The sequence below is a fragment of the Haloarcula sp. H-GB5 genome (genome assembly GCF_054850705.1).
In genome coordinates this window covers 1,186,718-1,210,307 of sequence record NZ_JBTWBG010000001.1, presented here as the reverse complement: position 1 = coordinate 1,210,307, position 23,590 = coordinate 1,186,718, and the positions used below count along the sequence as shown (strand labels likewise).

Genomic DNA, 23,590 nt, shown 5'->3' with positions numbered 1-23,590 from the left:
CATGGATCGACTCTTATCGGCGTCAGGCCGGCTGTTCATCGCCGCCGCGGCGTTCCTCACACTGGCCGTGCTTGCCGGGTTCGGCCTCTTCGCGCCGGCATCGACCCCCGGACAGATATTCTGGGTGCTGGCCTCGAAATCGACGCTGTCCTCGACGCTGCGGCTCTCGGTCCCGATTGTGCTGGCCGCGCTTGGCGGCATCTTCGCCGAGAAGAGCGGGATCATCAATATCGGGCTCGAAGGGCTGCTCATCATCTCGGCCTTCGCAGCCATCTTCGGAGCCGACGCCACCGGTTCGCTGTGGCTCGGGTTCCTCATCGGCATCGTTGCCTCGACGCTGCTCGCTGCCGTGTTCGCCGTCGTCTGTATCGAGTTCCGCGCCGACCAGATCATCGCCGGTCTGGCCGTCTGGCTCATCGCGCTCGGCCTCGCGCCGTTCGCCTCACAGGTGTTCTACGGCGGGCCAAACACCAGTAACGTCGGCACCTTCGATACGATAACGGTCCCGGCGCTGGCCGATATTCCGTTCTTCGGCGCGCTGTTCGACGCCTCGCCCGCGGTGTACATCATGTTCCTCGCCGTGGCGGCGTCGTGGTACGTGCTGAACCGCACGACCTTCGGCCGCTGGGTCCGGGCCGCCGGCGAGAACCCGAAGGCGCTGGACACCGCCGGCGTCGACGTGTCCCGCGTCCGCTACGCAGCCGTGCTCCTCTCCGGTGTTCTCTCGGGGATGGGTGGGGCCGCGCTGGCGATCAACATCGGCCAGTTCACCGGCAACGGGCCGACGATGGTCAACGGCAAGGGGTTCATCGCCATCGTCGCCTATCTGTTCGGCAACTACAACCCGGTCGGTGCCCTGCTGTCGACCACGCTGTTTGCCGGGCTCGACGCCGTCCAGTTGCGCCTCCAGACGGCCGATGTGATCGCCGTCCCCGATTCGCTGGTCCAGACGATTCCGTTCGTCGCCGTCATTGTCGTCCTCGCGCTGGTGGGGAAGACCCGCCTGCCCGAAGCCGCTGGCGAGCACTACGAGTCCGGCGAGGAATGAACTAGGAACAACTTTCTCTGGACTTGTTTCTGCCCGCAGGAGCGGATCAAATTCGAACAGAAGCAGTCCAATCGGGACCAGCCGCCTTCCCTAGCCGAACACTCATGTGCGCGGCAGGCACAGGACGAGGTAGCAAATGTCGCGCCGATATGACCACGCCCGGGTTCAAGAGTACTGGCAGCAGGCCTGGGAGCGAGACGGAGTCTTCGAATGCTCCACTGACGCCGACGACCCGACGTACGTGCTGGGGATGTTCCCCTATACCTCCGGCTCGTTGCACATGGGACACATCCGGAACTACGCCATCACCGATGCGTACGCCCGATATCGGCGGATGGGCGGAGACGATGTGCTTCACCCGATGGGGTGGGACGCGTTCGGCCTGCCGGCGGAGAACGCGGCCTACGAGCGGGACACGGACCCCGAGTCCTGGACCCGGACGTGTATCGCCCAGATGAAAGACGACCTCCGGGAGATGGGGTTTGGGTACGACTGGTCCCGGGAGATAACCACCTGTGACCCCGAATACTATCAGTGGAACCAGTGGCTGTTCACCCAGTTCTACGACGCGGGGCTGGTGGACTACGGCGCGGCGACGGTGAACTGGTGTCCGGACTGCGAGACGGTGCTTGCCGACGCGCAGGTCGAAACGCCCCCGGAAGCAGACGAGGGCGGGACGACCGCCAACACCGGCCACAGCCACACCCACGGCGGCGGCGTCTGCTGGCGTTGCGGGACCGGCGTCGAGCAGCGCGACCTCGACCAGTGGTTCTTCGCCATCACCGACTACGCCGAGGAGCTGTATCACGGGCTGGACGACCTTGAGGGGTGGCCCGACGGCGTTCGGGACAGCCAGCGCAACTGGATCGGCCGCCAGGAGGGCGCTCGCGTCTCGTTTACCGTCGGCCACGGCGACCACGAAATCGTCGAGGCGTTCACGACGCGGCTCGATACGGTGTACGGCGCGACGTATCTGGCGCTGTCGCCGGGCCACGACCTCGCGCGAACACTGGCCGACGAGGACGACGATATCGCCGAGTACGTGGAATCCGTAGCAAATACGGACGACGCCGGGATGAGCGGTATCGAGACGGACCTCACCGCGACTCACCCGTACACCGGCGAGGAACTCCCGGTGTACGTCGCCGCGTACGTACTGGACGATGTTGGCACAGGCGCGGTCATGGGCGTCCCGGCCCACAACGAGCAGGACCACGCCTTCGCCGACGAACACGGCCTGCCCGTCGAGCAGGCTGTCGAACCGGTCGACGGCAGTGGGACGGACCTCCCCCACGCTCCGTACACCGGTGACGGGATGCTCACGAGCAGCGGCGAGTACGACGGTCTCGCCAGCTCCGCTGCCCGCGAGCGCCTGCAAGAACACGAGGCCGCCGAGTCCGCGGTGACCTACCGCCTGCGGGACTGGCTCATCTCGCGGCAGCGCTACTGGGGGACGCCGATTCCTATTGTCCACTGCGACGACTGCGGCCACGTCCCAGTTCCGGAAGACGACCTCCCGGTGGAACTGCCCGACTACGTCCAGATGACGGGTAATCCCCTCGATGCGGCCGAGGAGTGGAAGCAAACGAGCTGTCCCGACTGCGGGGCCGACGCGGTGCGGGAGACGGACACGATGGACACCTTCGTCGACTCCTCGTGGTACTTCCTGCGCTACCTGTCGCCGCACTTCGAATCAGCGCCCTTCGACCAGGCGACTGCCGACGAGTGGCTCCCGGTAGACGTGTACGTCGGCGGCGAAGAACACGCCGTCCTCCACCTGCTGTACATCCGCTTTTTTGCCCGGGCGCTCTCGGACATCGGTCTGCTTGACCGCGAAGAACCGGTCGAGCGGCTAATCAATCAGGGCACGGTGCTCCACGGTGGCGAGAAGATGTCCAAATCGAAGGGCAACGACATCGCGCCCCACGAGTACGGGGCCGAAACGACGCGGCTGTTCGTCCTCTCGGCGGCCCACCCCTCGCAGGACTTCGAGTGGACGGTGAAGGATGTCTCGACGGCCTACGACTTCCAGCAGACACTGTATCGCCTTGTCACGGAATACACTGACCGAACGGAGACACGGACCGGGAGCACCGACCACGACGCGTACCTGGAGCGGGAAATCGACCGGACAATCGCGGCTGTCACCGAGGAGTACGACCGCTTCCGTTTCCACCGCGTCATCGGCGAGATACAGCGCTTCGCCCGGCTACTGGGGCGCTACGCGGGTTACGACCGCCCGTATCAGTTCGCCTACGGCCGGGGTCTGCGGGTGCTCGCCGGCTTAGTCGCACCTATCGCACCGTTCCTCGCCGAGGAGATGTGGCAACTGCTCGACGAGGATGGCCTCGTCGCCGAGAGCCGGTGGCCGGAGCCGCTCCGGGACGTGGACGACTACCGCATCGAGCGGCAGGTAGTCCGGCGGACGCTCGACGACGTGCGTGAGATCACGGAGGTCGTCGACATCGACGAACCGAACGAGATCGAACTCGTCGTCGCCGCCGACTGGAAGTACCGGGCCTACGAGATCGCCCGCGAGTCGGACCCCGACGACGCCATCGTCGGTGAAATCATGGCCGACGAAGAGATCAAACAGCACGGCGACACAGCCGCCGAGTTCGCCGACCGACTGGCCGACCGTGGGGCAGGGCTCGAACCGATTATCGACGGCGGGCGCGAACTCGACACGCTCCAGCAGGCCGCGTGGCTGTTCGAAGATGAGTTCGGCTGTGACGTCGTCGTCCGGCGGGCCACGCCCGACGACGACCTCGCGGCCAAAGCGCGACCGAACAAGCCCGCGATTCACATCTCCTGACTACTCGGTCGTGGTTGCTGTCTCTTCTTGAGCGGCCTCGTGGGCAGCAGTCACCGCATCGACCAGCGTCTCCCGCTGCTTGTGGTGTATCAGGTGGGAACGACAGTCACAATCAGAACAGCCGAAGGCGTCGATACCCTCGAACCCCGCCGCTGTCGGACCGTCGAGTCGCTTGGCGACGGCGCATTCGATGTCGGCCTCGGTCGTCACGACTTGTTCGACGGTCGTCGCCGCGTCACCGAGCAGGTAGTCGATGTGCCAGTGCCGGGTGTCGTTGTCGCCGGCGGCGACCGCGCGGTGGCGGTCGATGCGGCCGAAGCCGCCGCTGCCCAGCGCGCTCCCGGTGTAGGCGTACCAGCCTGCCGGGAACGTGATTTCACCAAGCGCGCCGACTGCAATCGACCCGCTGGTGCCCCGTTCGAGTACCAGCGTGTAGGTGCCGCCAGGCATGCACCCGATCAGGTCCCGATGTCCGGGTCGGCGGCGAGTTCGCCGAACCCGTCGATACGGAACGCTCGGGAGTCGGTGCAGTCCTCGTTCTCGGCGGCGAGTTCGCCGACGATCCAGTTGAACCGGCGCTGAAATCCATCGTAGGGCGCGGCCGCGAGCAGGTCAGTGACGCGGTCGCTCGTCAGGTCCTCGTCGTACTCCTCGGCAAAGTCGGCGATGTTCTCGGCGGCTGCCTGTGCGATTTCGTCGTCGGTCTCGTCTGCGAACGCCGCAGTGAGGGTGTCGGTCAGTTCGGACATATGCGACGTAACGCCACGCTGCCACGTATGCGTTCTGCAACGGTTCGGGGTGTCCGAGCGTTTCTTGTGTCGAGAGCGACAATATCGGCACAATGAAGCCGCTGCGACAAAGCCCGACCGTGGTCACGCTGGCGGTCATCGGTGCTGTGTTCCTCGCACAGCAGGCCGTCGGCGTGGTGACCGCCCCGCGGAGTCTGTTCGCCCTCTCCCCGCCGCTGTTCAGTCGCCCCTGGACGCTCGTCACCAGTGTGTACGCACACGCCGGCCTGTCGCATCTTCTTGCAAATGCTGTCGGATTGGCGCTCGCCGGTGTCGTCCTCGAACGCCAGACCTCGCCGCTCCGGTTCCACGCCTTCTTCGTTTCGACCGGCGCACTCGCCGGGGTTTCGCAGGTCTCGATAGCCAGTCTCGTCGGCCCGTTCGTTCCCGGAATGGTCAGCCACGTCTCCGTCCTCGGGGCCAGCGGCGCGGTGTTTGGCCTCTTTGGCTATCTGCTCGCCGCCAATCGCCTGACTGACACCGTCATCGGGGGTTTCGAACTCGCGCCGCGCGTCCAGTTAGCGCTGGCCGGCGTCGTCGCCACCGCGATCACGCTTGCGACCGCAAATCCCGGTGTCGCGCTTATCGCACACTTCACCGGCCTCTTGCTCGGGTTCCTTGCGGGCCGCGTCCACCTGCTGCGGCCGACGGACTCGCCGCAGACGCCCGAGGCCGCGAACTACTGAACAGCGTACGGTCATTCGGAGATAGCGACAACACGCCCTGTCCCGTGGTACGTAGTTGGTAGGTGATACCAAATAACTCGGCCACGTAGATAGACGGAATGGTACAGAGTCGCGGGGTTGCCGCCCTGATCGTCGCAGTACTGCTGGTGCTTGCTGGCTGTGGCGGGTTCGTGGCCAACGGGGTGGACGGTGGCACGAACTCGCCGACCGCGACCGAGACGGCGACGCCGGATGCCTCCTCGCCGGCCGCGGCGAACGGGACGCTAGAGGTCCACTTCATCAACGTCGGCCAGTCAGTGGCGACCGTGCTGGTCAGTCCCGACAACGAGACGATGCTCATCGACTCTGGGGACTTCACCGACGACGGCGAGTACGTCCTGCAGTATCTCGACCGACAGGGCATCGACCGCATCGACCACTTCGTCGTCTCGCACAACGATGCCGACCACATCGGCGGTAACGCGGCCGTCATCAGGCACTACGAGACCGAGAAAAACGGCGTCGGTGCGGTGTACGACCCCGGTATCGCCGCGAGCACGCAGACCTACGAGCGGTACCTCGACGCCGTCGAAGCCCACAACGTGACGCTGTACGAGACGCGCGAGGGCGACCGGATCAGGTTCTCCGGCGTCGAGACGACCGTACTCGGCCCGCCGGACCCCTATCTCGAAAACGGAGCCCGAAACGAGAACAGCATCGTCCTCCGGATCGAGCACGGCGAGACGAGCTTCCTCTTTACCGGCGATGCGGAGGACGACCAGGAGGCGTATCTCGTCGATACCTACGGAGCGACACTCGGGTCCACTGTGTTAAAAGCCGGTCACCACGGCAGCGCATCAAGCACGAGCGGGTCGCTGCTGGACGCCGCCAGCCCCCGGACGGTCGTGGTATCGAGCGCCTACGACTCGCAGTACGGCCACCCGGACAACGAGACCCTCCAGCGGCTTTCGGCGCGCTCGGTTCCGACGTACTGGACCGCCACCCACGGGGATACCGTCCTGACCAGCAACGGGACTGCCGTGACCGTCAGCACGCAGCGGGCAGCGCCGACGGACCCGCTGTCACTGCGATTCGGGGACCCGATTTCGCCGGGTACGACCGAACCGGTTACCCAGCGAGCGACCTACCTGCCCCGCTCGTCCCCACGGACTGATACGCCGGCCGCGACCGACACGCCAGCCGTGACCGACGGTGGAACGCCCACCGAGAACACGAGCGGCGACCTGATCATCGACCGGGTCCACGCTGATGCGGCGGGCGACGATTGGGACAACCTCAACGACGAGTACGTCGTGTTCCGGAACGCGGGTGCGGAGCCGCTGGACATGGGCGGCTGGACGGTCAGTGACGAAGCCGACCACACCTACACCGTCCCCGACGGATTCACGCTCGGCCCGGACGAGACCGTGACCCTCCACACCGGCAGCGGTACCGACACGGACACCGATCTTTACTGGGGGTCGGAGCGTCCGATATGGAACAACGGCGGCGACACTGTGACCGTGATCGATGCCAACAACGAGACCGTACTGGAACGGAGTTACTGATGCTACCTGACGGAACCTACACCGCCATTGTCGACCGAATCGAGAACGGCATCGCCACGCTGGAAGTAGACACCGAGGACGGACTGTCCGCCCTCGACATTGAGGCGACCGAACTGCCGGCCGATGCGCGGACGGCCGACGTGGTTTTGGAGATCACCGTTGCGGACTCGGCGCTCGCGGATGTAAGCCCTGAACCGGAGGAAACCGCCGACCGGGCGAGCGAGGCCCAGCGTCGGTTTGACCGGTTATCGAAGCGGCCGCCGCAGGACGACGACACCTAAGACTGCCGTACACTCCGTAGGTGGCTGGTAACAATATGTCCTGAGTGCGTAGCTCTGTGTATGTGGAGCAGTGACATAGAAACAGCCGACCCACCGCTGGGGAGGTGTCCGGCCTGTGACGTGACGATTCCCGCGGCGAATCTCGTCATCGCGTACGACACGGACGGCGACTGGCCGCGGATGCTCGCCACGTGTCCGGATTGTGGGGGCGCCGTGAATCCAGTGTAATTCCTTTCCGAACAGACATGACAGTGAACGGAGGGGTAAATACACATAGACACGCTGGCGCAGTCGCCTATCTGTGTAGTGACCACGGATTAGGTGCGGTATACTGTTGATTCAACCAATGATACCGAGGCCAGACAGGGGGAGTGACGGTGGGGTCATCGAGCGGCGATAGCCCTCCGCTTCCGCACCAGAGCGACGCTGACAGACTGCGACCGACGGACCGCAGTCCATATCTCGAGACGCTCGCGTTTGCGGTTCGCGGGGCTTGGACTGTGACGCTCACCAGTGTCCGACCGTTTGCGTTCTGGGCAGCGGTCATGTTGCCGCTGCTGTATCTCCCCTTGCTCTACGGCGTTGGAACAGGGCAGGATACGGCGCTGTTCCTCGAACTCGTTGCTTGGCACATGGCTTCTATCGTCTTCGGACACGGGCATACGCCATTCTGGAGTCGATAGCTCGACACGCTCGGCCTCATTAGGGCGCTACGGAACACTGTCACACTTTCCCACTCCACTCGAAACAAAGGGGGTGTGTTGACGGTTCTCGTCCCTGAAATCACCCGACAAAAATCCGCTCATCAAGCCGCTCGGTAGCGGTCTCGGCCAGCGTCTTGAGGTTGACCGTGTCCTCTCGGTTGTACGACACCAGCGTTTCGAGTGCACCGTCTCGGCCCTGTTCGTGTTCCCGCCAGAGCCGTACCGCGTCCCGACCGGAAATATCCGGTCGGTCCCGCTCGATACCGATATCTTGCTCGACCTGCTTGAGCCCGCCGGAGAGTCCGATCTTCTTGCAGGTGTACATCAGGTCCAGATGCGGGCGGTCGAGGTCGACGTCGAAGTTCGCTTCGAGGAAGGGCACGTCGAAGCGCTTGCCGTTGAACGTCACCAGCAGATCCGCGCCGTCGAAGGCGGCCCGGAGGTTCTCGGCGGTCAGGTCGTCGCCGGCGATGAGCGTCTGTGTTTCTCCGCCCTGATGGAGACTCACTGTTGTCACCTGATTGCGGTCCTGGTCGAGTCCGGTCGTCTCGATGTCGAAGAAACAGGCCCGGTCGCGGAAGGTCTCGTATAACCGCCAGCGCTCGCTGCTGGGAAACGCATGGTCGAAGTAGGTAACGTCGGTCTCGGCGATCCGGTCCCGACCCTCGTCGATGAACTGCTGGATCCGGTCGCCGCGCTGGCCGCCGACGACGGACGGTTCGAATTCGTCCCAGTGAGTGACGCCCTGCTCCCAGATGGACTGCTCGGTCTTCTCCCCGACGCCGTCGGTACCGATGAAACTGTTCTCGACGCGCACGCTCTCGGGTACAGGTTGGGCTGTATGTAAGCCCGTCGGTGCGCGTGACAGACGACCGGAACGTCATGTCCTACCCCTCCTACTGTCCACACATCGGAAGGATGCTGTCGTACACTGATTGACTTTCCACGGAGACGACGACTGTGCTATCGCAGCTATCACACACTGATTGGGGCCGGTCGAACGTCCGTTCACAGAACGGACAGACGAACCGTACCGGGTCCGGGGTTTCGGATAGGGTCATGGCTTCGCAAGGAGTCCCGTGTATGAGTAGCCACTCACTATGTGTATGCTACGCCCGCGATTCTGTTGCTACCTGTATAGTTGTCCTTGGTGCGTTGCTGACGAACGAAAGCCCGAAGCCGAGCGACGCCACAGAGTCGTCCATGACGACGTTTCTGCTCGCCACAAGCTCGGTTCACGTCACCGCGGCCGCCGCTGACTACCTCCAGCACCGGCTCGACCCGGCAGGTGACGACGACATCGTCGTGGTCGCGGTCCGCGACCCCGATGCTCCATCACGTGACGCGGGTGACGCCGTCAACGTCGCCCGCTCGCGGCTCGCGTCGTTTATGCCCGCAACGGAGACACGGGAAGGCGAGCCCGTGACGGAGATACTGGCGGCTGTCGACGAGCACGACCCGGACGAACTCCTCATCGGCCCACATCGTGGTTCCGACGACAGCGACGGAATCGGGTCGACGGCCCGAAACCTCCTCGCCCGTGTCGACCGCCCCGTCATCGTCCTCCCGCTTCCCTAACGGGAGAACAGGCTGTCGTCCTCGAATGTCAGACCGAGGTCGACATCGAGCAGGTCCTCAGTCATCGCGGCGACGGTCGGGGCGACATCGGTATCTGGGACCGTTACAAGCGGCCTATGCGCATCTGGTTCGATGTGTGGGACCGTATGTGCTGCATCCTCGACGGATTCGTCGGTATCGCGGTGGACGCGGGTCGCGATGGCGGCTGATGCCGGCGCGCCGATGTCACGGAGGCGGCCCTGTTGTCGCGGGAGCAGGTCGCTACCGCGCTGGCTGGCCGGCACCACGAGTGCCCGCCGTTGTGCGGTCGTGGCAGCGGCGACGGCCTGATTCGATGCGATTGGTGGCACATCGAGCAGGACGTGGTCGAACCGGCCGGCTAGCTCCTCGAGAGCCTGTTCGAGCCTCTGTGCGCTCTCGGCTGACTTCGCGCGAGCGAGGCGCTCGAACGGCGCGTGGGCTGGACAGAACGCGACCCGCCCGTCGGCGTCGATATCCCACTCGAACAGCGCGTCGTCGACCGACGCGTCGCCGACGGCCACCGCGGTCACGTCGGCGTCGAGTCGCCCCTCGACGTACGTTGCCAACCCCTGCGTGCCGAAGGCCGCGTCGACGACGGCGACGGACCGCCCGCCCCGGGCCAGCGTCGCCGCCGTCTCGACTGTCAGCCTGGTCGTTCCAGCCCCACCGGTACACCCGACGAACGCGAGCGTCGAAACCCCCATGCGTCGCTGTTGGCGTATCTTTCGATAAAAGGATACGGAATGTTACGCCTGCTCGGCCACGATGTCCGACTCGATGGCGTCCAGTTCGTCGTCAGAGAGGTCGGGGCGGTCGGTGACCAGCGCGTGGATCGGTCGGCCGCCGTCGTCCTCGAAGCGTGGGACGATGTGGCCATGGACGTGAGGGACCTCCTGTCCGGCCACCTCGCCGTTGTTGAACGCGACCGTGCTGGCGGGGGCGTCGACAGCAGCCTCGACGGCGGGGACGAGTTCGTGTAGGGTCGACATGACCTCCCCCGCTACATCGGCGGGCGTGTCGTTCAGCCGCTCGTGGTGGGCCTTCGGGATGACCAGCGTATGGCCCGGCGAGAGGGGGTTGGCGTCCAGAAACGCCAGCACGGTGTCGTCCTCGTAGACGGTGCGGCCGGGGATGTCGCCGGCAACGATCTGACAGAAGATGCAGTCCTCGCTCATGGTCATCCCTGCGTCCGGCGGTCACAAGAAGGTTCTAGGTGTCGCTGATACCGGCGACCGCGTCTGTGATAGCGTCGACGTACCCCTCGTGGTCGTAGTCCAGCCGTGAGAGCCAGACCTCCTGATACGACGGGTGGAGGAGCGGAACCACGGGAACGCCGAGCGCGTCGCTCCGACGGGGGTCGAGCACGCTATTGAGGAAACCGTCGAGGGTTGCATCGTCCAGCGCCAGTACGGTCTTCGTCGCGTGTTTCCCGGTCGTCACGACCGCTGTCGGCTCGACCGCCTCGACTTCTCTGACGAGGTATGGCCGGCAGTTCGCTAGTTCCGCATCGGTCGGGTCGCGGTTCCCCGGCGGGTGGCACTTCACGGCGTTGGTGTAGTAGCAGTCGTCGTGACCGAACCCGGCGTCGGCGAGCACTCCCCGGATTTTCCGGCCGGAGTGCCGCGAGGTGTAGGCCATGCCGGTCAGGTTGCCTCCCCGCCACTTCTCGGCCTCGGGGTCGCCCTCGGCTGGGGCCTCGCCGACCACCACGAGGTCGGCGTCCAGCGGACCGTTGCCCCACGAGATACAGGCCCGACTGTCGGCGAGTTCGGGGCAGCGGCGACAGTCCTCTGTGAGGGTGTTTCGCTCCGCTTCGTCCGGAAACGTTGGCACATGCGACGTGAGGGCTGTGGATGGCAAATCGGTGGCGGTACCGACGTACTGCATGCTTGCCACCACAAGACGTTTATCGCCGGTGGCCGCTCCAGAATCTGTATGCCCTCCTACGAGTACCGCACTATCGAGGTCGACAGTGATGTCATGATCGCTGGACTCGGCGGCGAGGTCACGCCGCCGGTCGAGCAATTGAACGAACTCGGAGCGGAGGGGTGGCATGTCGCCGCTCCGCTCACGGACAAGACCGGCGAGACGGTCAGCTTGCTCCTCCAGCGTGAGCGCGAGCGCTGAACTGCACACATACAACCGATTGTCCTTTATTGGAGGCGGCGAATGTGCCGGTATGGAACGTTTCGCCGCTGTCGACGACCAGTACGACCCCGACGCCGTCGAGGAGGGCGTCTTCGAGTACTGGGACGATGTCGACGCCTACGAGCAGACGAAGGCCCACCGGGCCGACGGCGAGGATTACTTCTTTGTCGATGGACCGCCCTACACCTCCGGCGCGGCCCACATGGGAACGACGTGGAACAAGACCCTGAAGGACTGTTACATCCGCTACCTGCGGATGCAGGGCTACGACGTCACCGACCGGCCGGGCTATGACATGCACGGCCTCCCCATCGAGACGAAAGTCGAGGAGCGTCTGGACTTCGAGAACAAGAAAGACATCGAGCAGTTCGGCGAGGAGAACTTCATCGAGGAGTGCAAAGACTTCGCCGAGGAGCAGTTAGAGGGTCTCCAGTCGGACTTTCAGGACTTCGGCGTCTGGATGGACTGGGACGACCCGTACAAAACGGTCAATCCCGAGTACATGGAGGCCGCCTGGTGGGGCTTCCAGCAGGCTCACGAGCGCGACCTCGTCGAGCAGGGCCAGCGATCCATCAACCAGTGTCCACGGTGTGAGACCGGTATCGCCAACAACGAGGTCGAGTACCACGACGTGGGCAAGCCCTCGATTTACGTGAAATTCCCTCTGGCGGAGCAAAAGGGTAGTCTGGTTATCTGGACGACGACCCCGTGGACTATCGTCGCCAACACCTTCGTCGCTGCTGACGGCGACCTCGAATACGTGGGCGTCGACGCCGAGAAAGACGGCGACACCGAACGGCTCTATCTCGCCGAGGCCTGCGTCGAGGACGTGCTGAAGGCCGGCCGGTACGACGACTACGAGGTCGTCGAGCAACTGTCCGGCGAGGAGATGGTCGGCTGGGCGTACGATCACCCGCTGGCCGAGGAAGTGCCGGACCACGCACAGGGCGAGGGCTCCGGGCAGGTGTACACCGCCGACTACGTCGAGGCCGACCGCACCGGTCTCGTCCACTCCGCGCCCGGCCACGGTGAGGAGGACTTCGAGCGCGGACAGGAACTCGATCTCGAAATCTTCTGTCCGGTCGGGTCCGACGGCGTCTACACCGATGAAGCAGGCAAGTACGCCGGCACCTTCGTCAGGGACGCAAACGACGAGGTCATCGACGACCTTGACGACAAGGACTTCCTGCTGTCCAGCGAGGAAGGCCACACCGTCCGCGAGGGGCAGTGCTGGCGCTGTGACACCGACATCGTTCGCATCGTCACTGACCAGTGGTTCATCACGGTCACGGATATCAAGGACGAACTGCTGGCGAACATCGAGGACAGCGAGTGGTATCCGCAGTGGGCCCGCGACAACCGCTTCCGTGACTTCGTCGAGGACGCGCCGGACTGGAACGTCTCGCGGCAGCGCTACTGGGGCATTCCGATCCCCATCTGGCTCCCTGAAGACTGGTCCGGTGACATGGACGACGCCATCGTCGTCGGCGACCGCGAGGAACTCGCCGAGCGGGTCGACCAGGACATCGACCCCGAGAGCGTTGATCTGCACAAGGGCACGGTCGACGACCTCACCATCACCGAGGACGGCACGACCTACACCCGCGTCGGCGACGTGTTCGACGTGTGGCTCGACTCCTCCGTGGCGACGTGGGGGACCGTCAACTACCCCGAGCAGACCGAGGACTTCGAGGAGCTGTGGCCTGCTGACCTAATCATGGAGGCCCACGACCAGACCCGCGGCTGGTTCTGGTCCCAGCTGGGCATGAGCACCGCCGCGACCGGCGAGATCCCGTACAATCAGGTGCTGATGCACGGCTACGCCAACATGCCCGACGGCCGCGGGATGTCCAAGTCCAAGGGCGTCCTCATCGATCCCCACGAGGTCATCGAGAAACACGGTCGCGACCCGATGCGGCTGTTCCTGCTGTCGGTAACCGCACAGGGCGAGGACATGAACTTCTCGTGGGAGGAAACCGCCGAGATGCAGCGCCGACTGAACATCCTCTGGAACGTCGCCCGGTTCCCGCTGCCGTACATGCGGGCCGACGACTTCGACCCGGAGGAAACGACGGTCGAGGACGTCCGCGACGACCTCGAACTCGTCGACGAGTGGGTGCTCTCCCGGCTCCAGAGCGTGACCGAGGCGATGACCGACTCGATGGACGACTTCGAGAACGACAAGGCGGTCGACGAACTGCTCGAGTTTGTCGTCGAGGACGTCTCCCGGTTCTACATTCAGGTCGTCCGCGAGCGGATGTGGGAGGAGGAAGACAGCGCTTCGAAGCAGGCCGCCTACGCCACGCTCTACCGCGTACTCGAATCCGTGGCCGCACTGTTTGCCCCGTTCACGCCGTTCGTCGCAGAGCAGGTCTACGGCGCGCTCACCGGCGACGCCGGCCACCCCACAGTCCACATGTGCGACTGGCCCGAGGTCGACGCCGACCTGCACGACCCGGCGCTCGAACGGGAAATCGAAGTCGTCCGCGAGGTCGAGGAAGCGGGCTCGAACGCCCGCCAGCAGGCCGAGCGTAAGCTCCGCTGGCCCGTCACCCGCGTCGTCGTCGACGTGGACAGCGACGACGTGGCCGACGCCGTTCGCGCTCAGGAAGCAATCATCGCCGACCGACTCAACGCCCGCGCCGTCGAGGTCGTCGGCGCTGACGACGAGTGGGGCGAACTCCAGTACTCTGCCGAGGCCGACATGAGCGAACTCGGTCCGGCCTTCGGCGACGATGCCGGCCGCGTGATGAACGCGCTCAACGATGCCCGCGTCGCAGAGCAGTCACTCGGTACCCTCGAAGGCACAGTGAGCGACGCACTCGGTGAGGAGATCAACCTCACCGAGGAGATGGTCGAGTTCCGCCGCGAGACGCCCGAGGGCGTCACCGGAACGGAGTTCGCCGCGCTCGACGGCGGCGGCGTCGTCTACGTCGACACGGCGCTGACCGAAGACATCGAGAGCGAGGGGTACGCCCGCGAAGTCATCCGCCGGGTCCAGGAGATGCGCAAGGACCTCGAACTGGACATCGAGGAGCGGATTGTCGTGGATCTGGCTATCGACGACGAGCGCGTCGATTCGCTCGTCAGAGAGCACGAGGGCCTCATCAAAGAGGAGGTCCGCGCCGACGAACTCGGCGGCGTCGAGGACGGCCACCGCAAGACGTGGGAGGTCGAAGGAACTGAGATGGAGATTGCGATTGCTCCGGTCGCGGCCGCCGAAGCGTCGGATTAGCCCGGCACGCGACCAGCGGCAGCCTCAGAACAGGCGAGCGGCGACAAAAAAGGGCCGCGAACTTAGCGACCGTCCAAGCGTTGGAGTGATCTTCTCGATAGAGGCGAAACAAGGAGTGACTACAACTGGTCAGCGACGACCGGCGCGGCGCTGACCTCGCTGACCGCCCGCTCTAGGGTGTCCGTCCCGTAGACGGCTTCGACGCCGGCACTGTTGAGCTTCGTCAGGGCATTGCTAGCGAGCATCGGGTGGACGCAACTGACGAATACACGCTGGGCGTCGCGGTCGTCGAGGACGCCGACGGACTCGCTCATCGTCGATCCGGTGGCGATGATGTCGTCGACAAGCACCACGTCCCGGCCCTCGACCGGCGCGTCGCTGGGGCTGATCTCGATGTCGCCGGTGTCGTAGTCCCGGTCCTTCTCGAAGAAGTCCGTCTCACCCTCGCCGTATGCGTCCCGGACCGTCTCAGCGAGGTTGATTGCGCCTTCGTCGGGCGAGAGAAAGAGCGGGTCGTCGAGCGTGTCCGGCAGCGGGTCCGCGAGGACCCTCGCGGCGTCGACGTTGGTAGCTGGCACCTCGAAGAAGTCGCAGACGGCCGGCTCGTGGGGATTCACGGTCAGCACCCGGTCGGTTCCCGTCGAGATGGCGCGGGCCATCGCCCGCGAGGAGACCGGCTCGCCGGGCTTGAACGCCTCGTCCTGGCGGGCGTAACCCATGTACGGAATGACGGTGATGACCTCGCTCGCGCCGCTTTCGCGGGCCGCGTCCTGCAACTGGAGCAACTGGAGGTGCGCGTCGCTGTCGACGGTCGACGCGACGACGATCGCCCGTTCGCCGGCGACCGCGTCGGGGACCCGGACGACGTGTTCACCGTCGGGGAACCGTTCGTACTCGACCCGTCCCAGCCGCTCGCCGGTCGCCTCGGCGAGGGTCGCCGCGAACGCCTGCGTGTCCGCCCCGGGGATAATCATGTGCGGTGGGTGGCTGTCCGGGCTAAACCTCTTTTCGATTCCCCGACATCGTGGCTGACTCTCCCCCTTAGACAAATATATTATGATTGACATACATCGCTACAACACTCATGTAGCTTGTGTGCTCATGCCAATTCTGGGACACAAGGATATATTACCATAATATTATTTACAACTAGATGAGGTATTTATCTCTGTCCGATTCCAAAGTACGAACAGAGCAGTCCCTCCAAAATAATGAAGGTATTACATCTGGATGACGAACCCGATTTTGCGGATTTGACTGCCCAGTTTCTCGAACAGGAAAACGAACGGTTCGAAGTTCAAACGGCAACCAGCGGAACTGACGGCCTTGCGATTCTTCGGGCGGAGGACATCGATTGTATCGTCTCGGACTATGATATGCCAGTAATGGACGGACTGGAGTTCTTGGCTGCAGTCCGCGAAGAGTATCCTGACCTGCCGTTCATCCTTTTTACTGGCAAAGGGAGCGAAGAGATCGCGAGCGAAGCTATTACTGCCGGCGTGACGGAGTACATCCAGAAAGAGCACGGGACTGAACAGTACGCAATCCTGGCCAATCGAATTACGAACCTTGTCGAACGCTACCGTGCCGTCCGTACAATCGACCGTAGCTACAGGGCAATGAAGACTGCCAGCGAAGGGATCAGCCTCATCGACCCGGACGGGACGTTTTCGTATGTGAACCCTGCCTTTGCGGACCTATTTGGCTACGAGCAGGATGAACTGGCCGGCGAGCTCTGGACAATTCTGTACCACGACGATGAAGCGGACCGGCTAGAGAACGACATCATCCCAGCGGTCAAAGAGAACGAGTACTGGTCGGGCGAAACAGTTCGACTGATGAAAGACGGAAACAGGCTCGTTACGAACCATCGCCTGGCTCACGCTGACGACGGGGTAATCGTGTGTACGGCGCGGGACATCACCCCCGAACGGACGCAGTTGACGGGACAGAGCACTCAGTTTGACGTTCTCACCGACGCTATGACCGACCGCGCCTTCTTCACCCTTGACCACGAAGGCTACATTACGCGCTGGAACGACGGTGCCCGACGATTCACGGGCTACGATGTGGAAGAAATCCTTGGAGCGCATGTTTCGACGCTCTTCGAGGGGTCAGACTCGGCGAATGACCTCACAGAGCAACTCCTCGATACAGCGAAAACATCGGGGTCTGCCTCCCACGACGGACTACAGATCCGACAGAACGGCACCCACTGCTGGGCAGACATGACGCTCTCTGCGAGTTTTGATGAGTCCGGGGCGCTCCGAGGGTATGGGATTATTCTGAAAGAAACCGACGAACAGCATGTACCGCAGTAAGAAAGCATGGTCACCGGTCAACGTAGGGGGTCTACTGTGAAGCCATATCAGGCCACGGCGACACCGACGACGTCGGGGACGCCCAGCGAGCGCTGTCGCCAGCCCCCCTGTCCGTCGGCGGTCGCCTCGGCGGCGGTCGCGACGAGGAAGGTCCCGTTCTCGGTGATAGCGTAGGTGTCGTCGCCGTACGTCACGCCGACGACGCGTTCGGTGGCCGGCAACGAACAGGGCTCCCACGCACCGTTTGCCAGTTCGTACAAGCCGTCCGCCGCGGCAGCGTGGACGCGTTCGCCGCCGCTTGCAACCGCCAGATGGTGGCCCGATCGGACCTCGGTCCACTCGCCGCTCTCGCCTTCGTAGCGGTACAGCCCGCTCTCGGTCGCGGCGTAGTCGCCCGCCACGTCGGCCACGTCCACAAGGCCGAGTCGGTCGAGTGACGGGAGGGCGTACACGCCCTCGGCCGCAGCGAGGCGGTCGCCGTCGATGGCACGGACGTCTGCGACCGCGCCGATGTCCCGCCACTCACCGTCGTACCGAGCGAAGTGGCCGTCGCCGGCTGCGAGCAGTCCGTCGCCGTCGTAGCCGACCGCGGTGGCCGGCCCGAACCCGGTCGGGACGAAACCGTCGTCGGTCAACACGAGTACGTCCTCGTCGGTGGCGACCGCGACTTCGCCGCTCGCGCCGGCCACGTCGCGGGCGTTGCACCGCTCGCTCAGGCTGAACCGGCCGATCTGGCCGCCGGCCGTCTCGACGCGGGTGACGCCCAGTCCCGACGCGACGTACGCGTGGGTCTCCGGTCGTTTCGCCCCGTACATCCGCTTCTCGGACAGTGCGATGTCGTCGTCGCTCACCTCATATCGCCTCTTTGTATGCTTCGAGCGCATTCTCTATGTCCTCACCTGTGTGGGCATCACAGATGAACTGTGACTCGAACTGGTTCGCCGTGAGGAACACGCCCTGGTCTTTCATCGCGGGCCAGAACAGCCGCTCCCACCGCTCGGTTTCGGCCTGTGTCACGTCGTGGCCGGTCTTCGGACAGTAGTCGAACCGCGGACAGGACTCCTGTTGCTGGCAGCCAGCCTCGCAGTGGCCGTCGAAGGAATCAGGGCCGTCGCGGGTGAAGATGACCTTGAACATCGAATCCCGACCGACGACGGTGTACTCGGGAGCCTGGTCTTCGAGGATGTCCTGCAGGCCCGCTCGGAGCCGCTCGCCGAGGTCGTTGACATGGTCGTATACGTCGTGTTCAGCTGCATACCGTAGCGTCTCCAGGCCGGCCGCCATCGTCACGGGGTGGCCCGAGAACGTCCCGGACTGGAACACGTCGCCGGCGGGTGTAAACTGCTCGATGATCTCGCTTTTGCCGCCGATGGCCCCGACCGGGAAGCCGCCGCCGACGATCTTCCCGAAGGTGGTGATGTCGGGGTCGATGTCGAATGCGCCCTGCGCACACTGCAGACCGCCGATTCGGAAGCCGGTGATGACCTCGTCGAAGATGAGCAGGGAGCCGTGGTCGTCACACAGTTCGCGCAGGGTCTCGTGGTACCTCTCAATCGGGTGGACGATGCCGTAGTTCCCGAGGATGGGTTCGGTGAGCACTGCGGCGATGTCGTCACCGTGTTCCTCGAACACCTCATGGGCGGCTTCTTCGTCGTTGAACGGGACAGTCAGCGTATGTTCGGCGAAGCTCTCGGGGATGCCGGGGCTGGACGGGGCGGTGTGGTCCCCCTCGCCCTCGACCAGCGTGGACTCCTGTGCGCCGTGGTAGCCGCTCTGCATCACGACGATCTTGTCCCGTCCCGTGTAGCCACGAGCAAGTCGGACCGCCGAGACCGTTGCCTCGGTCCCGCTGTTGACGAACCGGAGCATCTCGACGCTGGGGACGTGCCGGGTGACGAACTCGGCCAGTTCGACCTCGACTTCAGTGGGTGCGCCGTACATCGGCCCTTCGGCGGCGTGTTGCTGGATGGCCGACTGGACCTGTTCGGGCAGGCTGTGGCCCAGCAGCAGCGGACCATAGCCCATGACGAAGTCGATGTATCGGTTCCCGTCGGCGTCGATGACGTGCCCGCCGTCCCCCTTCTCGACGAAGAACGGATAGGGCCGCGTCGCTCGCACGGAGGAGTTGACGCCGCCCGACAGCACCGACAGGGCGCGGTCGTACAGCGCTCGTGACTGCTCGTGGTTCATACGCTGCCGTTTGACCGCTGCCAGAAAGAAACTGTTGTTACCTGGCGGTGCAATCGACTTGGTGGACGTACGTCACGGACTTACCGTTGAAATAAGTATTTCGTAAAGAGTCACTGTTATAAAGTGTGTGTTCATCTACGTAAGTACGAGAATGCTATCCGAACGTACTGAAATATCATATCACAGTGGACAGACGGGCGTCGGAACGGCGCGTGAGGGGCTGTGAGCGACTGGGTGCCGACGACGTGTATGCGGTGTGCCGTTGGCTGTGGCCACATGCATCAGGGCGCTGACGAGGGGTACGGTATCGACGCTGTTCGCGGCGACGCCGCGCATCCAGTCAGCCAGGGTCTCGCCTGTGCACGCGGCCTCCGGGAGAGCAAGGCTCCCGACGGGGAGTGGCTCACCCGGCCGATGGTCCGAAGCGGCGGCGAACTCCGCCAGACCCAGTGGGACGTGGCCCTGGCCCGCGCCGTGGAGGGCCTTCAGGCCGTCCATCAGCAGAACCCCGATTCCGTCGCCGTCCTCGGAAGCGGCCAGCAGACCAACGAGGCCGCCTACGCGCTGGGGAAGGTCGCCCGCGGCGGCTTCGGCACGCGAAACTACGACGCCAACACGACGCTGTGCATGGCGAGTGCCGTCACCGCCTACTACCAGGCCTTCGGCAGCGACGCGCCGCCGTGTACGTACGCCGACATCAGCGATGCCGACCGTCACGTCGTCTGGGGGGCGAACCCGGCAGTCGCCCATCCTGTCATGTTCCGCTGGATTCAGCAGTCCGCCGACGAAGACGGCGTTGAAATCATCGTCGTCGACCCCGTCCGCTCCGAGACGGCGGAGAACTCCGAGCACCACGTCGCGCCTGCCCCGGGCAAGGATCTCGCGCTGGCTCGGGCTGTCCTCGCCCGAATCGTTGAAACAGGGCGTGTCGATCGCGAGTTCGTCGACGAAGCGACCGACGGGTTCGAGGATTTGCTCGCGACCCTGCCCGACGCTGCCGACGCCGCCGACGAGGCCGGCGTCGAGATGGCCGACGTGGACCTGCTGGCCGACGCACTCGACCAGCAGGCGCTCATCTACTGGGGCATGGGCATCAATCAGCACGTCCAGGGGACTGAGACCGCCCGGGCGCTTATCGACCTGACGCTGGCGACGGGGAACCTCCGGCCCGGTAGCGGCCCGTTCTCGCTGACCGGCCAGGCCAATTCGATGGGGACCCGTATCTGCTCATCGAAAGGGACCTGGCCCGGTCAGCGGGCTTTCGAGAACCCGGACCACCGCCGTACCGTCGCCGACCACTGGGATGTGCCAGTGGACCGCCTCCCCGACGACACCGGTCCCGGTCCGGTCGGGATGCTCGAAGGCGAACCCGAAGCTGTCTGGGCTGTCGCCACCAATCCCGTCGCCGGCATGCCCGAGGCCAAGAGCGTCCGCGAGACACTGGAAGACGCCTTCGTCGTCGTGCAGGACGCTTTCCACACCGAAACGACCGAGATTGCCGACGTGGTTCTGCCCGCCGCGACGTGGGGCGAAAGCGACGGGACGACGACGAACATGGAGCGGACCATCTCCCGGGTCCGGTCGGCGACCGACGTACCAAGCGGCGTCAGGCCGGATCTGGACATCATCGCCACCATCAGCTCACGGCTGTTCCCCGGGCTGTTCGGGAGCACATCGCCAGACCCGTCGGCCGTGTTCGACGAGTTCACCGCCCTCACCGAAGGGACGGTCGCCGATTGCTCGGGCATCACCTACGAGCGACTGGACGAGGTTCACGCTGTCCGGTGGCCCTCGCCCGACGAGGAAAGCGCCGGTGGCTACCGCTACCACGACGACGAGTCGTGGTCGTTCCCGACTCCGTCCGGCCGCGCACAGTTCTCGACCGGCCGGCAAGGGTCGCTCCCGGAACCGACCGACGAGGACTACCCGCTGACCCTGACGACCGCCCGCGAGGCCGACGGGTACAACACCGGCGTTCGGTCCCGTGGGGGCGAGGCTGGGCCGCTGGTGGCCCGAATCCACCCCGAAACGGTCGAAGAGCACAACGGGCTCGTCACCGACGGGACGCTGACCATCGAAACGCGCCGCGGCTCCGCGACGGTCGACATCGACCGCGATGAGGGCGTCCCCCGCGGGATGGTGTGGCTCCCGATTCACCATCCGGCGACGAACCGGCTGACGCTTTCGGACCGGGACCCCCAGTCCGACGAGCCGAACTTCAAGCAGTGTGCTGCTCGCCTCGTCGCCCCAGAGGCCGAACTGCCGCCGGCCACGGCCGACTGAGCGTCTGTCGGGCGCAGCCTTGACGGGCAACCAACACACGGCTCTCGGAACTCGCTCGAATCACTCCAAACATGTCCAGTTATTCCCGCATCCGCTGGGCGTTCAATGTCCTTAAACAGGGGATATCCGATGATATATTTGCGGTCTATCCACTCAAGCAGACTGGAATAGCCGTTCTGTAAAGGGTTACTGTTATTAAATGGTGGGACTTTCGGACTTGATGTACTGATGTGGGCACACATCCAAAATAAAATCGAATTGGTGGACAAAGACTCGTTAATAATCGTGGATGATGGTCAGTCCGTAACCGAGGTGTCGGCATGGGACTGATCAAGATGACGAAGTACCGGACGCTGCTGCTGGCGACTATCGGGTTCAATTTCTCGTTTCTCATCTGGTTCTCCTTTGCGCCGTTTACCGGTCCGATGGCTGAGGAGTTCGGGCTCACGACTGCAGAGATCGGAATTCTGGCGAGTTCGGCTATCTGGATGGCCCCGTTCGGACGGATGCTCACCGGCTGGCTCTCCGATAAATTCGGTGCGCCGGCCATCTTCGCCATCGTGCTGGCGTACGTCGGCGTGTTCTCGATCGGGAGTGCCTTCGCACAGGACTACTCCGTGTTCTTCGTGTTGCGCCTCATCGTGGCGACGGCCGGCATCACGTTCGTCATCGGCATCCAGCACGTCGCCGAGTGGTTCGAGGAGGAGAACCTCGGCCTCGCGGAGGGCATCTACGCCGGCGTCGGGAACGCCGGTGCCGCCGGTGGCGCACTGATTCTCCCCCGCGTGTTCGGCTCCGGCTGGAGCGGCCCGTTGTTCTCGACTAACTGGCGAGCCGCGTTCTTCTACACCGGCATCGTCTCTATCCTCCTCGCAATCGCCTACTACACGCTCGGCGAGGCCGCGAAGACCGAGGCGAAACGTCAGGCGACCAAGGAGGATACCAACTTCAAAGGCTGGCTGCACACGGCCACGCGATACGGCACTGTCGTCCTCGCCGCCGCGTACATCATGTCCTTTGGCCTCGAACTGTCGATGAACGGGTGGCTCGCCACCTACTACCGCGAGGCGTTCAATCAGGATAACCTCGTCATCGCGAGTACCTTCGCCGCGACGTTCTCGATTGCAGCGGGACTGCTCCGGCCGTTCGGTGGCTACGGCAGCGACCTGTTGGCCCGCAAGGAGAAGAACATCCTGCCCTTTTTCGAGGGCCAGTACCGCGAACAGTGGACGTTCCTCGGGCTCTGTTTCATCGTGCTGATGATGTTCGCCATGACGCTGGCCGGCCTTTCCGGGGTGTTGCTGAACGCCGTCGTGATCGGCTTCTTGGTGGGCACGGGCTGTGCGTGGGCCGAAGGCGCAATATTCGCGCAGGTACCTGCGATGTTCCCCGACGACTCGGGCTCGGTCGCGGGCGTCGTCGGCGGCGTCGGCACTGTCGGCGGGATCGTCTACCCGCTGTTTTACTCCGCGCCGTGGCTGGCGAACCTTCACATCGGGTACTCCGTAGCTGCCGTTACCATGATTCCGATTGTGTTGCTGTCCGCCTGGGTGTTCCAGCCGGAAATCGCGAAAGTCGCTAACACGGCCGGCTTCGTCGGAAGCACGCAAGAAGGCACCACCGTCGCCTCCGGCGACGACTGACTCCCCTGTCTGTAACTTCGGACGGTCGTGGCCGTCAGATGGCAGCCACGACCGTCGGTTTCTCACGCGGACTCTGTATCGGGGGCTGTGATACGACTCCTGTGGGAATCGGCTTGTCCCACGAACCGCTCGACTGACCCTCGACAGCCGATGTCTCGGGGCGCACAAACGCTGCTCTGGTGCGCGCTGCTGACACCGCAAAACCGCAGCCGCCGTCCCAGCAGCCGAATCACGGTCCCACACCACAACTAGGTCACAGCCCTGTCGTCTGCCGACGTATCACTTCGCCTGCTTGCGATTTT

Annotated in this window: 22 protein-coding genes; 13 read left to right on the top strand and 9 right to left on the bottom strand. The window is 64.3% G+C overall.

Going from position 1 to position 23,590, the window contains the following annotated elements:
* Nucleotide 1 precedes the first annotated feature (1 nt).
* Together ACYJ11_RS06335 and leuS are read left to right on the top strand one after the other, a co-directional pair.
* Entirely contained in the window at nt 2-1,048 is a 1,047-nt protein-coding gene (locus tag ACYJ11_RS06335; protein ID WP_461647377.1) for an ABC transporter permease, read from the top strand.
* A 136-nt stretch (nt 1,049-1,184) separates the two neighbouring features.
* The gene (gene leuS / locus ACYJ11_RS06330) at nt 1,185-3,863 is read left to right on the top strand and encodes a leucine--tRNA ligase (RefSeq protein ID WP_461647129.1); all 2,679 of its coding nucleotides are present in this window, start codon (nt 1,185-1,187) and stop codon (nt 3,861-3,863) included.
* Here the strand turns inward: leuS and ACYJ11_RS06325 are convergent, their stop codons facing one another.
* Nucleotides 3,864-4,313 (bottom strand): GIY-YIG nuclease family protein, encoded by a 450-nt coding sequence (locus ACYJ11_RS06325; protein WP_461647128.1) that lies wholly within the window; start codon nt 4,311-4,313, stop codon nt 3,864-3,866.
* A gap of 8 nt (nt 4,314-4,321) precedes the next feature.
* Entirely contained in the window at nt 4,322-4,612 is a 291-nt protein-coding gene (locus ACYJ11_RS06320) for a hypothetical protein (RefSeq protein ID WP_461647127.1), read from the bottom strand.
* 92 nt (nt 4,613-4,704) lie between these two features.
* Between ACYJ11_RS06320 and ACYJ11_RS06315 the strand changes: the two genes are divergently transcribed.
* The 5 genes from ACYJ11_RS06315 to ACYJ11_RS06295 all read left to right on the top strand — a co-directional run bounded on the left by ACYJ11_RS06315 (nt 4,705) and on the right by ACYJ11_RS06295 (nt 7,848).
* A complete protein-coding gene (locus ACYJ11_RS06315) occupies nt 4,705-5,337 on the top strand; it encodes a rhomboid family intramembrane serine protease (RefSeq protein ID WP_461647126.1) in 633 nt (210 codons plus the stop codon).
* Nucleotides 5,338-5,435: 98 nt separating this feature from the next.
* Nucleotides 5,436-6,884 (top strand): lamin tail domain-containing protein, encoded by a 1,449-nt coding sequence (locus ACYJ11_RS06310; RefSeq protein WP_461647125.1) that lies wholly within the window; start codon nt 5,436-5,438, stop codon nt 6,882-6,884.
* Nucleotides 6,884-7,165: a DUF3006 domain-containing protein gene (locus ACYJ11_RS06305; RefSeq protein WP_421640749.1), complete on the top strand. Its 282-nt coding sequence runs from the start codon at nt 6,884-6,886 to the stop codon at nt 7,163-7,165. Before ACYJ11_RS06310 ends, ACYJ11_RS06305 begins: the two co-directional genes overlap by 1 nt.
* 60 nt (nt 7,166-7,225) lie before the next feature.
* Nucleotides 7,226-7,393 (top strand): DUF7837 family putative zinc-binding protein, encoded by a 168-nt coding sequence (locus ACYJ11_RS06300; protein WP_461647124.1) that lies wholly within the window; start codon nt 7,226-7,228, stop codon nt 7,391-7,393.
* A gap of 149 nt (nt 7,394-7,542) precedes the next feature.
* Nucleotides 7,543-7,848 (top strand): hypothetical protein, encoded by a 306-nt coding sequence (locus ACYJ11_RS06295; RefSeq protein WP_461647123.1) that lies wholly within the window; start codon nt 7,543-7,545, stop codon nt 7,846-7,848.
* 100 nt (nt 7,849-7,948) lie between these two features.
* Here ACYJ11_RS06295 and ACYJ11_RS06290 read toward each other — a convergent pair whose 3' ends face one another.
* On the bottom strand, nt 7,949-8,686 hold the full coding sequence (locus ACYJ11_RS06290; RefSeq protein WP_461647122.1) for a ribonuclease H-like domain-containing protein: 738 nt from the start codon (nt 8,684-8,686) through the stop codon (nt 7,949-7,951).
* Between the two features lie 386 nt (nt 8,687-9,072).
* Here ACYJ11_RS06290 and ACYJ11_RS06285 point away from each other — a divergent pair, with 386 nt between their 5' ends.
* Complete coding sequence (locus ACYJ11_RS06285) at nt 9,073-9,447, top strand: universal stress protein (RefSeq protein ID WP_188975650.1); 375 nt, start codon at nt 9,073-9,075, stop codon at nt 9,445-9,447.
* Here ACYJ11_RS06285 and ACYJ11_RS06280 read toward each other — a convergent pair.
* The 3 genes from ACYJ11_RS06280 to ACYJ11_RS06270 are packed head-to-tail and all read right to left on the bottom strand — an operon-like array spanning nt 9,444 to nt 11,301.
* Nucleotides 9,444-10,172, bottom strand: coding sequence for a ParA family protein (locus ACYJ11_RS06280; RefSeq protein WP_461647121.1), 729 nt, complete (start codon nt 10,170-10,172; stop codon nt 9,444-9,446). The genes ACYJ11_RS06285 and ACYJ11_RS06280 overlap by 4 nt on opposite strands.
* A gap of 42 nt (nt 10,173-10,214) precedes the next feature.
* Nucleotides 10,215-10,643 carry an HIT family protein gene (locus ACYJ11_RS06275; RefSeq protein ID WP_461647120.1) on the bottom strand — a complete coding sequence of 143 codons (429 nt, stop codon included), beginning with the start codon at nt 10,641-10,643 and terminating at the stop codon, nt 10,215-10,217.
* A 34-nt stretch (nt 10,644-10,677) separates the two neighbouring features.
* Nucleotides 10,678-11,301 (bottom strand): uracil-DNA glycosylase, encoded by a 624-nt coding sequence (locus ACYJ11_RS06270; RefSeq protein WP_461647119.1) that lies wholly within the window; start codon nt 11,299-11,301, stop codon nt 10,678-10,680.
* A 102-nt stretch (nt 11,302-11,403) separates the two neighbouring features.
* Between ACYJ11_RS06270 and ACYJ11_RS06265 the strand changes: the two genes are divergently transcribed.
* Entirely contained in the window at nt 11,404-11,595 is a 192-nt protein-coding gene (locus tag ACYJ11_RS06265) for a DUF4177 domain-containing protein (RefSeq protein ID WP_049944667.1), read from the top strand.
* A 52-nt stretch (nt 11,596-11,647) separates the two neighbouring features.
* Nucleotides 11,648-14,851 carry an isoleucine--tRNA ligase gene (gene ileS, locus ACYJ11_RS06260; RefSeq protein ID WP_461647118.1) on the top strand — a complete coding sequence of 1,068 codons (3,204 nt, stop codon included), beginning with the start codon at nt 11,648-11,650 and terminating at the stop codon, nt 14,849-14,851.
* Nucleotides 14,852-14,970: 119 nt separating this feature from the next.
* On the opposite strand, the gene ACYJ11_RS06255 is transcribed toward ileS, so the two are convergent.
* Nucleotides 14,971-15,825: a ribose-phosphate diphosphokinase gene (locus ACYJ11_RS06255; RefSeq protein ID WP_461647117.1), complete on the bottom strand. Its 855-nt coding sequence runs from the start codon at nt 15,823-15,825 to the stop codon at nt 14,971-14,973.
* 237 nt (nt 15,826-16,062) lie between these two features.
* Between ACYJ11_RS06255 and ACYJ11_RS06250 the strand changes: the two genes are divergently transcribed.
* Nucleotides 16,063-17,172 (top strand): PAS domain-containing protein, encoded by a 1,110-nt coding sequence (locus tag ACYJ11_RS06250; RefSeq protein ID WP_461647116.1) that lies wholly within the window; start codon nt 16,063-16,065, stop codon nt 17,170-17,172.
* A 47-nt stretch (nt 17,173-17,219) separates the two neighbouring features.
* Here ACYJ11_RS06250 and ACYJ11_RS06245 read toward each other — a convergent pair whose 3' ends face one another.
* Together ACYJ11_RS06245 and hemL are read right to left on the bottom strand one after the other, a co-directional pair.
* A complete protein-coding gene (locus ACYJ11_RS06245) occupies nt 17,220-18,023 on the bottom strand; it encodes an HVO_0234 family beta-propeller protein (RefSeq protein ID WP_461647115.1) in 804 nt (267 codons plus the stop codon).
* 1 nt (nt 18,024) lies between these two features.
* Nucleotides 18,025-19,362, bottom strand: a complete 1,338-nt coding sequence (gene hemL / locus ACYJ11_RS06240; protein WP_461647114.1) for a glutamate-1-semialdehyde 2,1-aminomutase — start codon at nt 19,360-19,362, stop codon at nt 18,025-18,027.
* Between the two features lie 222 nt (nt 19,363-19,584).
* On the opposite strand from hemL, the gene nasA reads away from it, so the two are divergent.
* Both nasA and ACYJ11_RS06230 read left to right on the top strand, forming a co-directional pair.
* The gene (nasA, locus tag ACYJ11_RS06235) at nt 19,585-21,645 is read left to right on the top strand and encodes an assimilatory nitrate reductase NasA (RefSeq protein ID WP_461647113.1); all 2,061 of its coding nucleotides are present in this window, start codon (nt 19,585-19,587) and stop codon (nt 21,643-21,645) included.
* A 320-nt stretch (nt 21,646-21,965) separates the two neighbouring features.
* Nucleotides 21,966-23,288, top strand: coding sequence for an MFS transporter (locus tag ACYJ11_RS06230; RefSeq protein ID WP_461647112.1), 1,323 nt, complete (start codon nt 21,966-21,968; stop codon nt 23,286-23,288).
* The last annotated feature ends 302 nt before the right edge of the window (nt 23,289-23,590 follow it).

Bases quoted from the DNA above. Each gene is read 5' to 3' on its own strand.
- ACYJ11_RS06335 (WP_461647377.1), top strand. From the start codon at position 2: ATGGATCGACTCTTATCGGCGTCAGGCCGGCTGTTCATCGCCGCCGCG.
- leuS (WP_461647129.1), top strand. From the start codon at position 1,185: ATGTCGCGCCGATATGACCACGCCCGGGTTCAAGAGTACTGGCAGCAG.
- ACYJ11_RS06325 (WP_461647128.1), bottom strand. From the start codon at position 4,313: ATGCCTGGCGGCACCTACACGCTGGTACTCGAACGGGGCACCAGCGGG.
- ACYJ11_RS06320 (WP_461647127.1), bottom strand. From the start codon at position 4,612: ATGTCCGAACTGACCGACACCCTCACTGCGGCGTTCGCAGACGAGACC.
- ACYJ11_RS06315 (WP_461647126.1), top strand. From the start codon at position 4,705: ATGAAGCCGCTGCGACAAAGCCCGACCGTGGTCACGCTGGCGGTCATC.
- ACYJ11_RS06310 (WP_461647125.1), top strand. From the start codon at position 5,436: ATGGTACAGAGTCGCGGGGTTGCCGCCCTGATCGTCGCAGTACTGCTG.
- ACYJ11_RS06305 (WP_421640749.1), top strand. From the start codon at position 6,884: ATGCTACCTGACGGAACCTACACCGCCATTGTCGACCGAATCGAGAAC.
- ACYJ11_RS06300 (WP_461647124.1), top strand. From the start codon at position 7,226: ATGTGGAGCAGTGACATAGAAACAGCCGACCCACCGCTGGGGAGGTGT.
- ACYJ11_RS06285 (WP_188975650.1), top strand. From the start codon at position 9,073: ATGACGACGTTTCTGCTCGCCACAAGCTCGGTTCACGTCACCGCGGCC.
- ACYJ11_RS06280 (WP_461647121.1), bottom strand. From the start codon at position 10,172: ATGGGGGTTTCGACGCTCGCGTTCGTCGGGTGTACCGGTGGGGCTGGA.
- ACYJ11_RS06275 (WP_461647120.1), bottom strand. From the start codon at position 10,643: ATGAGCGAGGACTGCATCTTCTGTCAGATCGTTGCCGGCGACATCCCC.
- ACYJ11_RS06265 (WP_049944667.1), top strand. From the start codon at position 11,404: ATGCCCTCCTACGAGTACCGCACTATCGAGGTCGACAGTGATGTCATG.
- ileS (WP_461647118.1), top strand. From the start codon at position 11,648: ATGGAACGTTTCGCCGCTGTCGACGACCAGTACGACCCCGACGCCGTC.
- ACYJ11_RS06255 (WP_461647117.1), bottom strand. From the start codon at position 15,825: ATGATTATCCCCGGGGCGGACACGCAGGCGTTCGCGGCGACCCTCGCC.
- ACYJ11_RS06250 (WP_461647116.1), top strand. From the start codon at position 16,063: ATGAAGGTATTACATCTGGATGACGAACCCGATTTTGCGGATTTGACT.
- hemL (WP_461647114.1), bottom strand. From the start codon at position 19,362: ATGAACCACGAGCAGTCACGAGCGCTGTACGACCGCGCCCTGTCGGTG.
- ACYJ11_RS06230 (WP_461647112.1), top strand. From the start codon at position 21,966: ATGGGACTGATCAAGATGACGAAGTACCGGACGCTGCTGCTGGCGACT.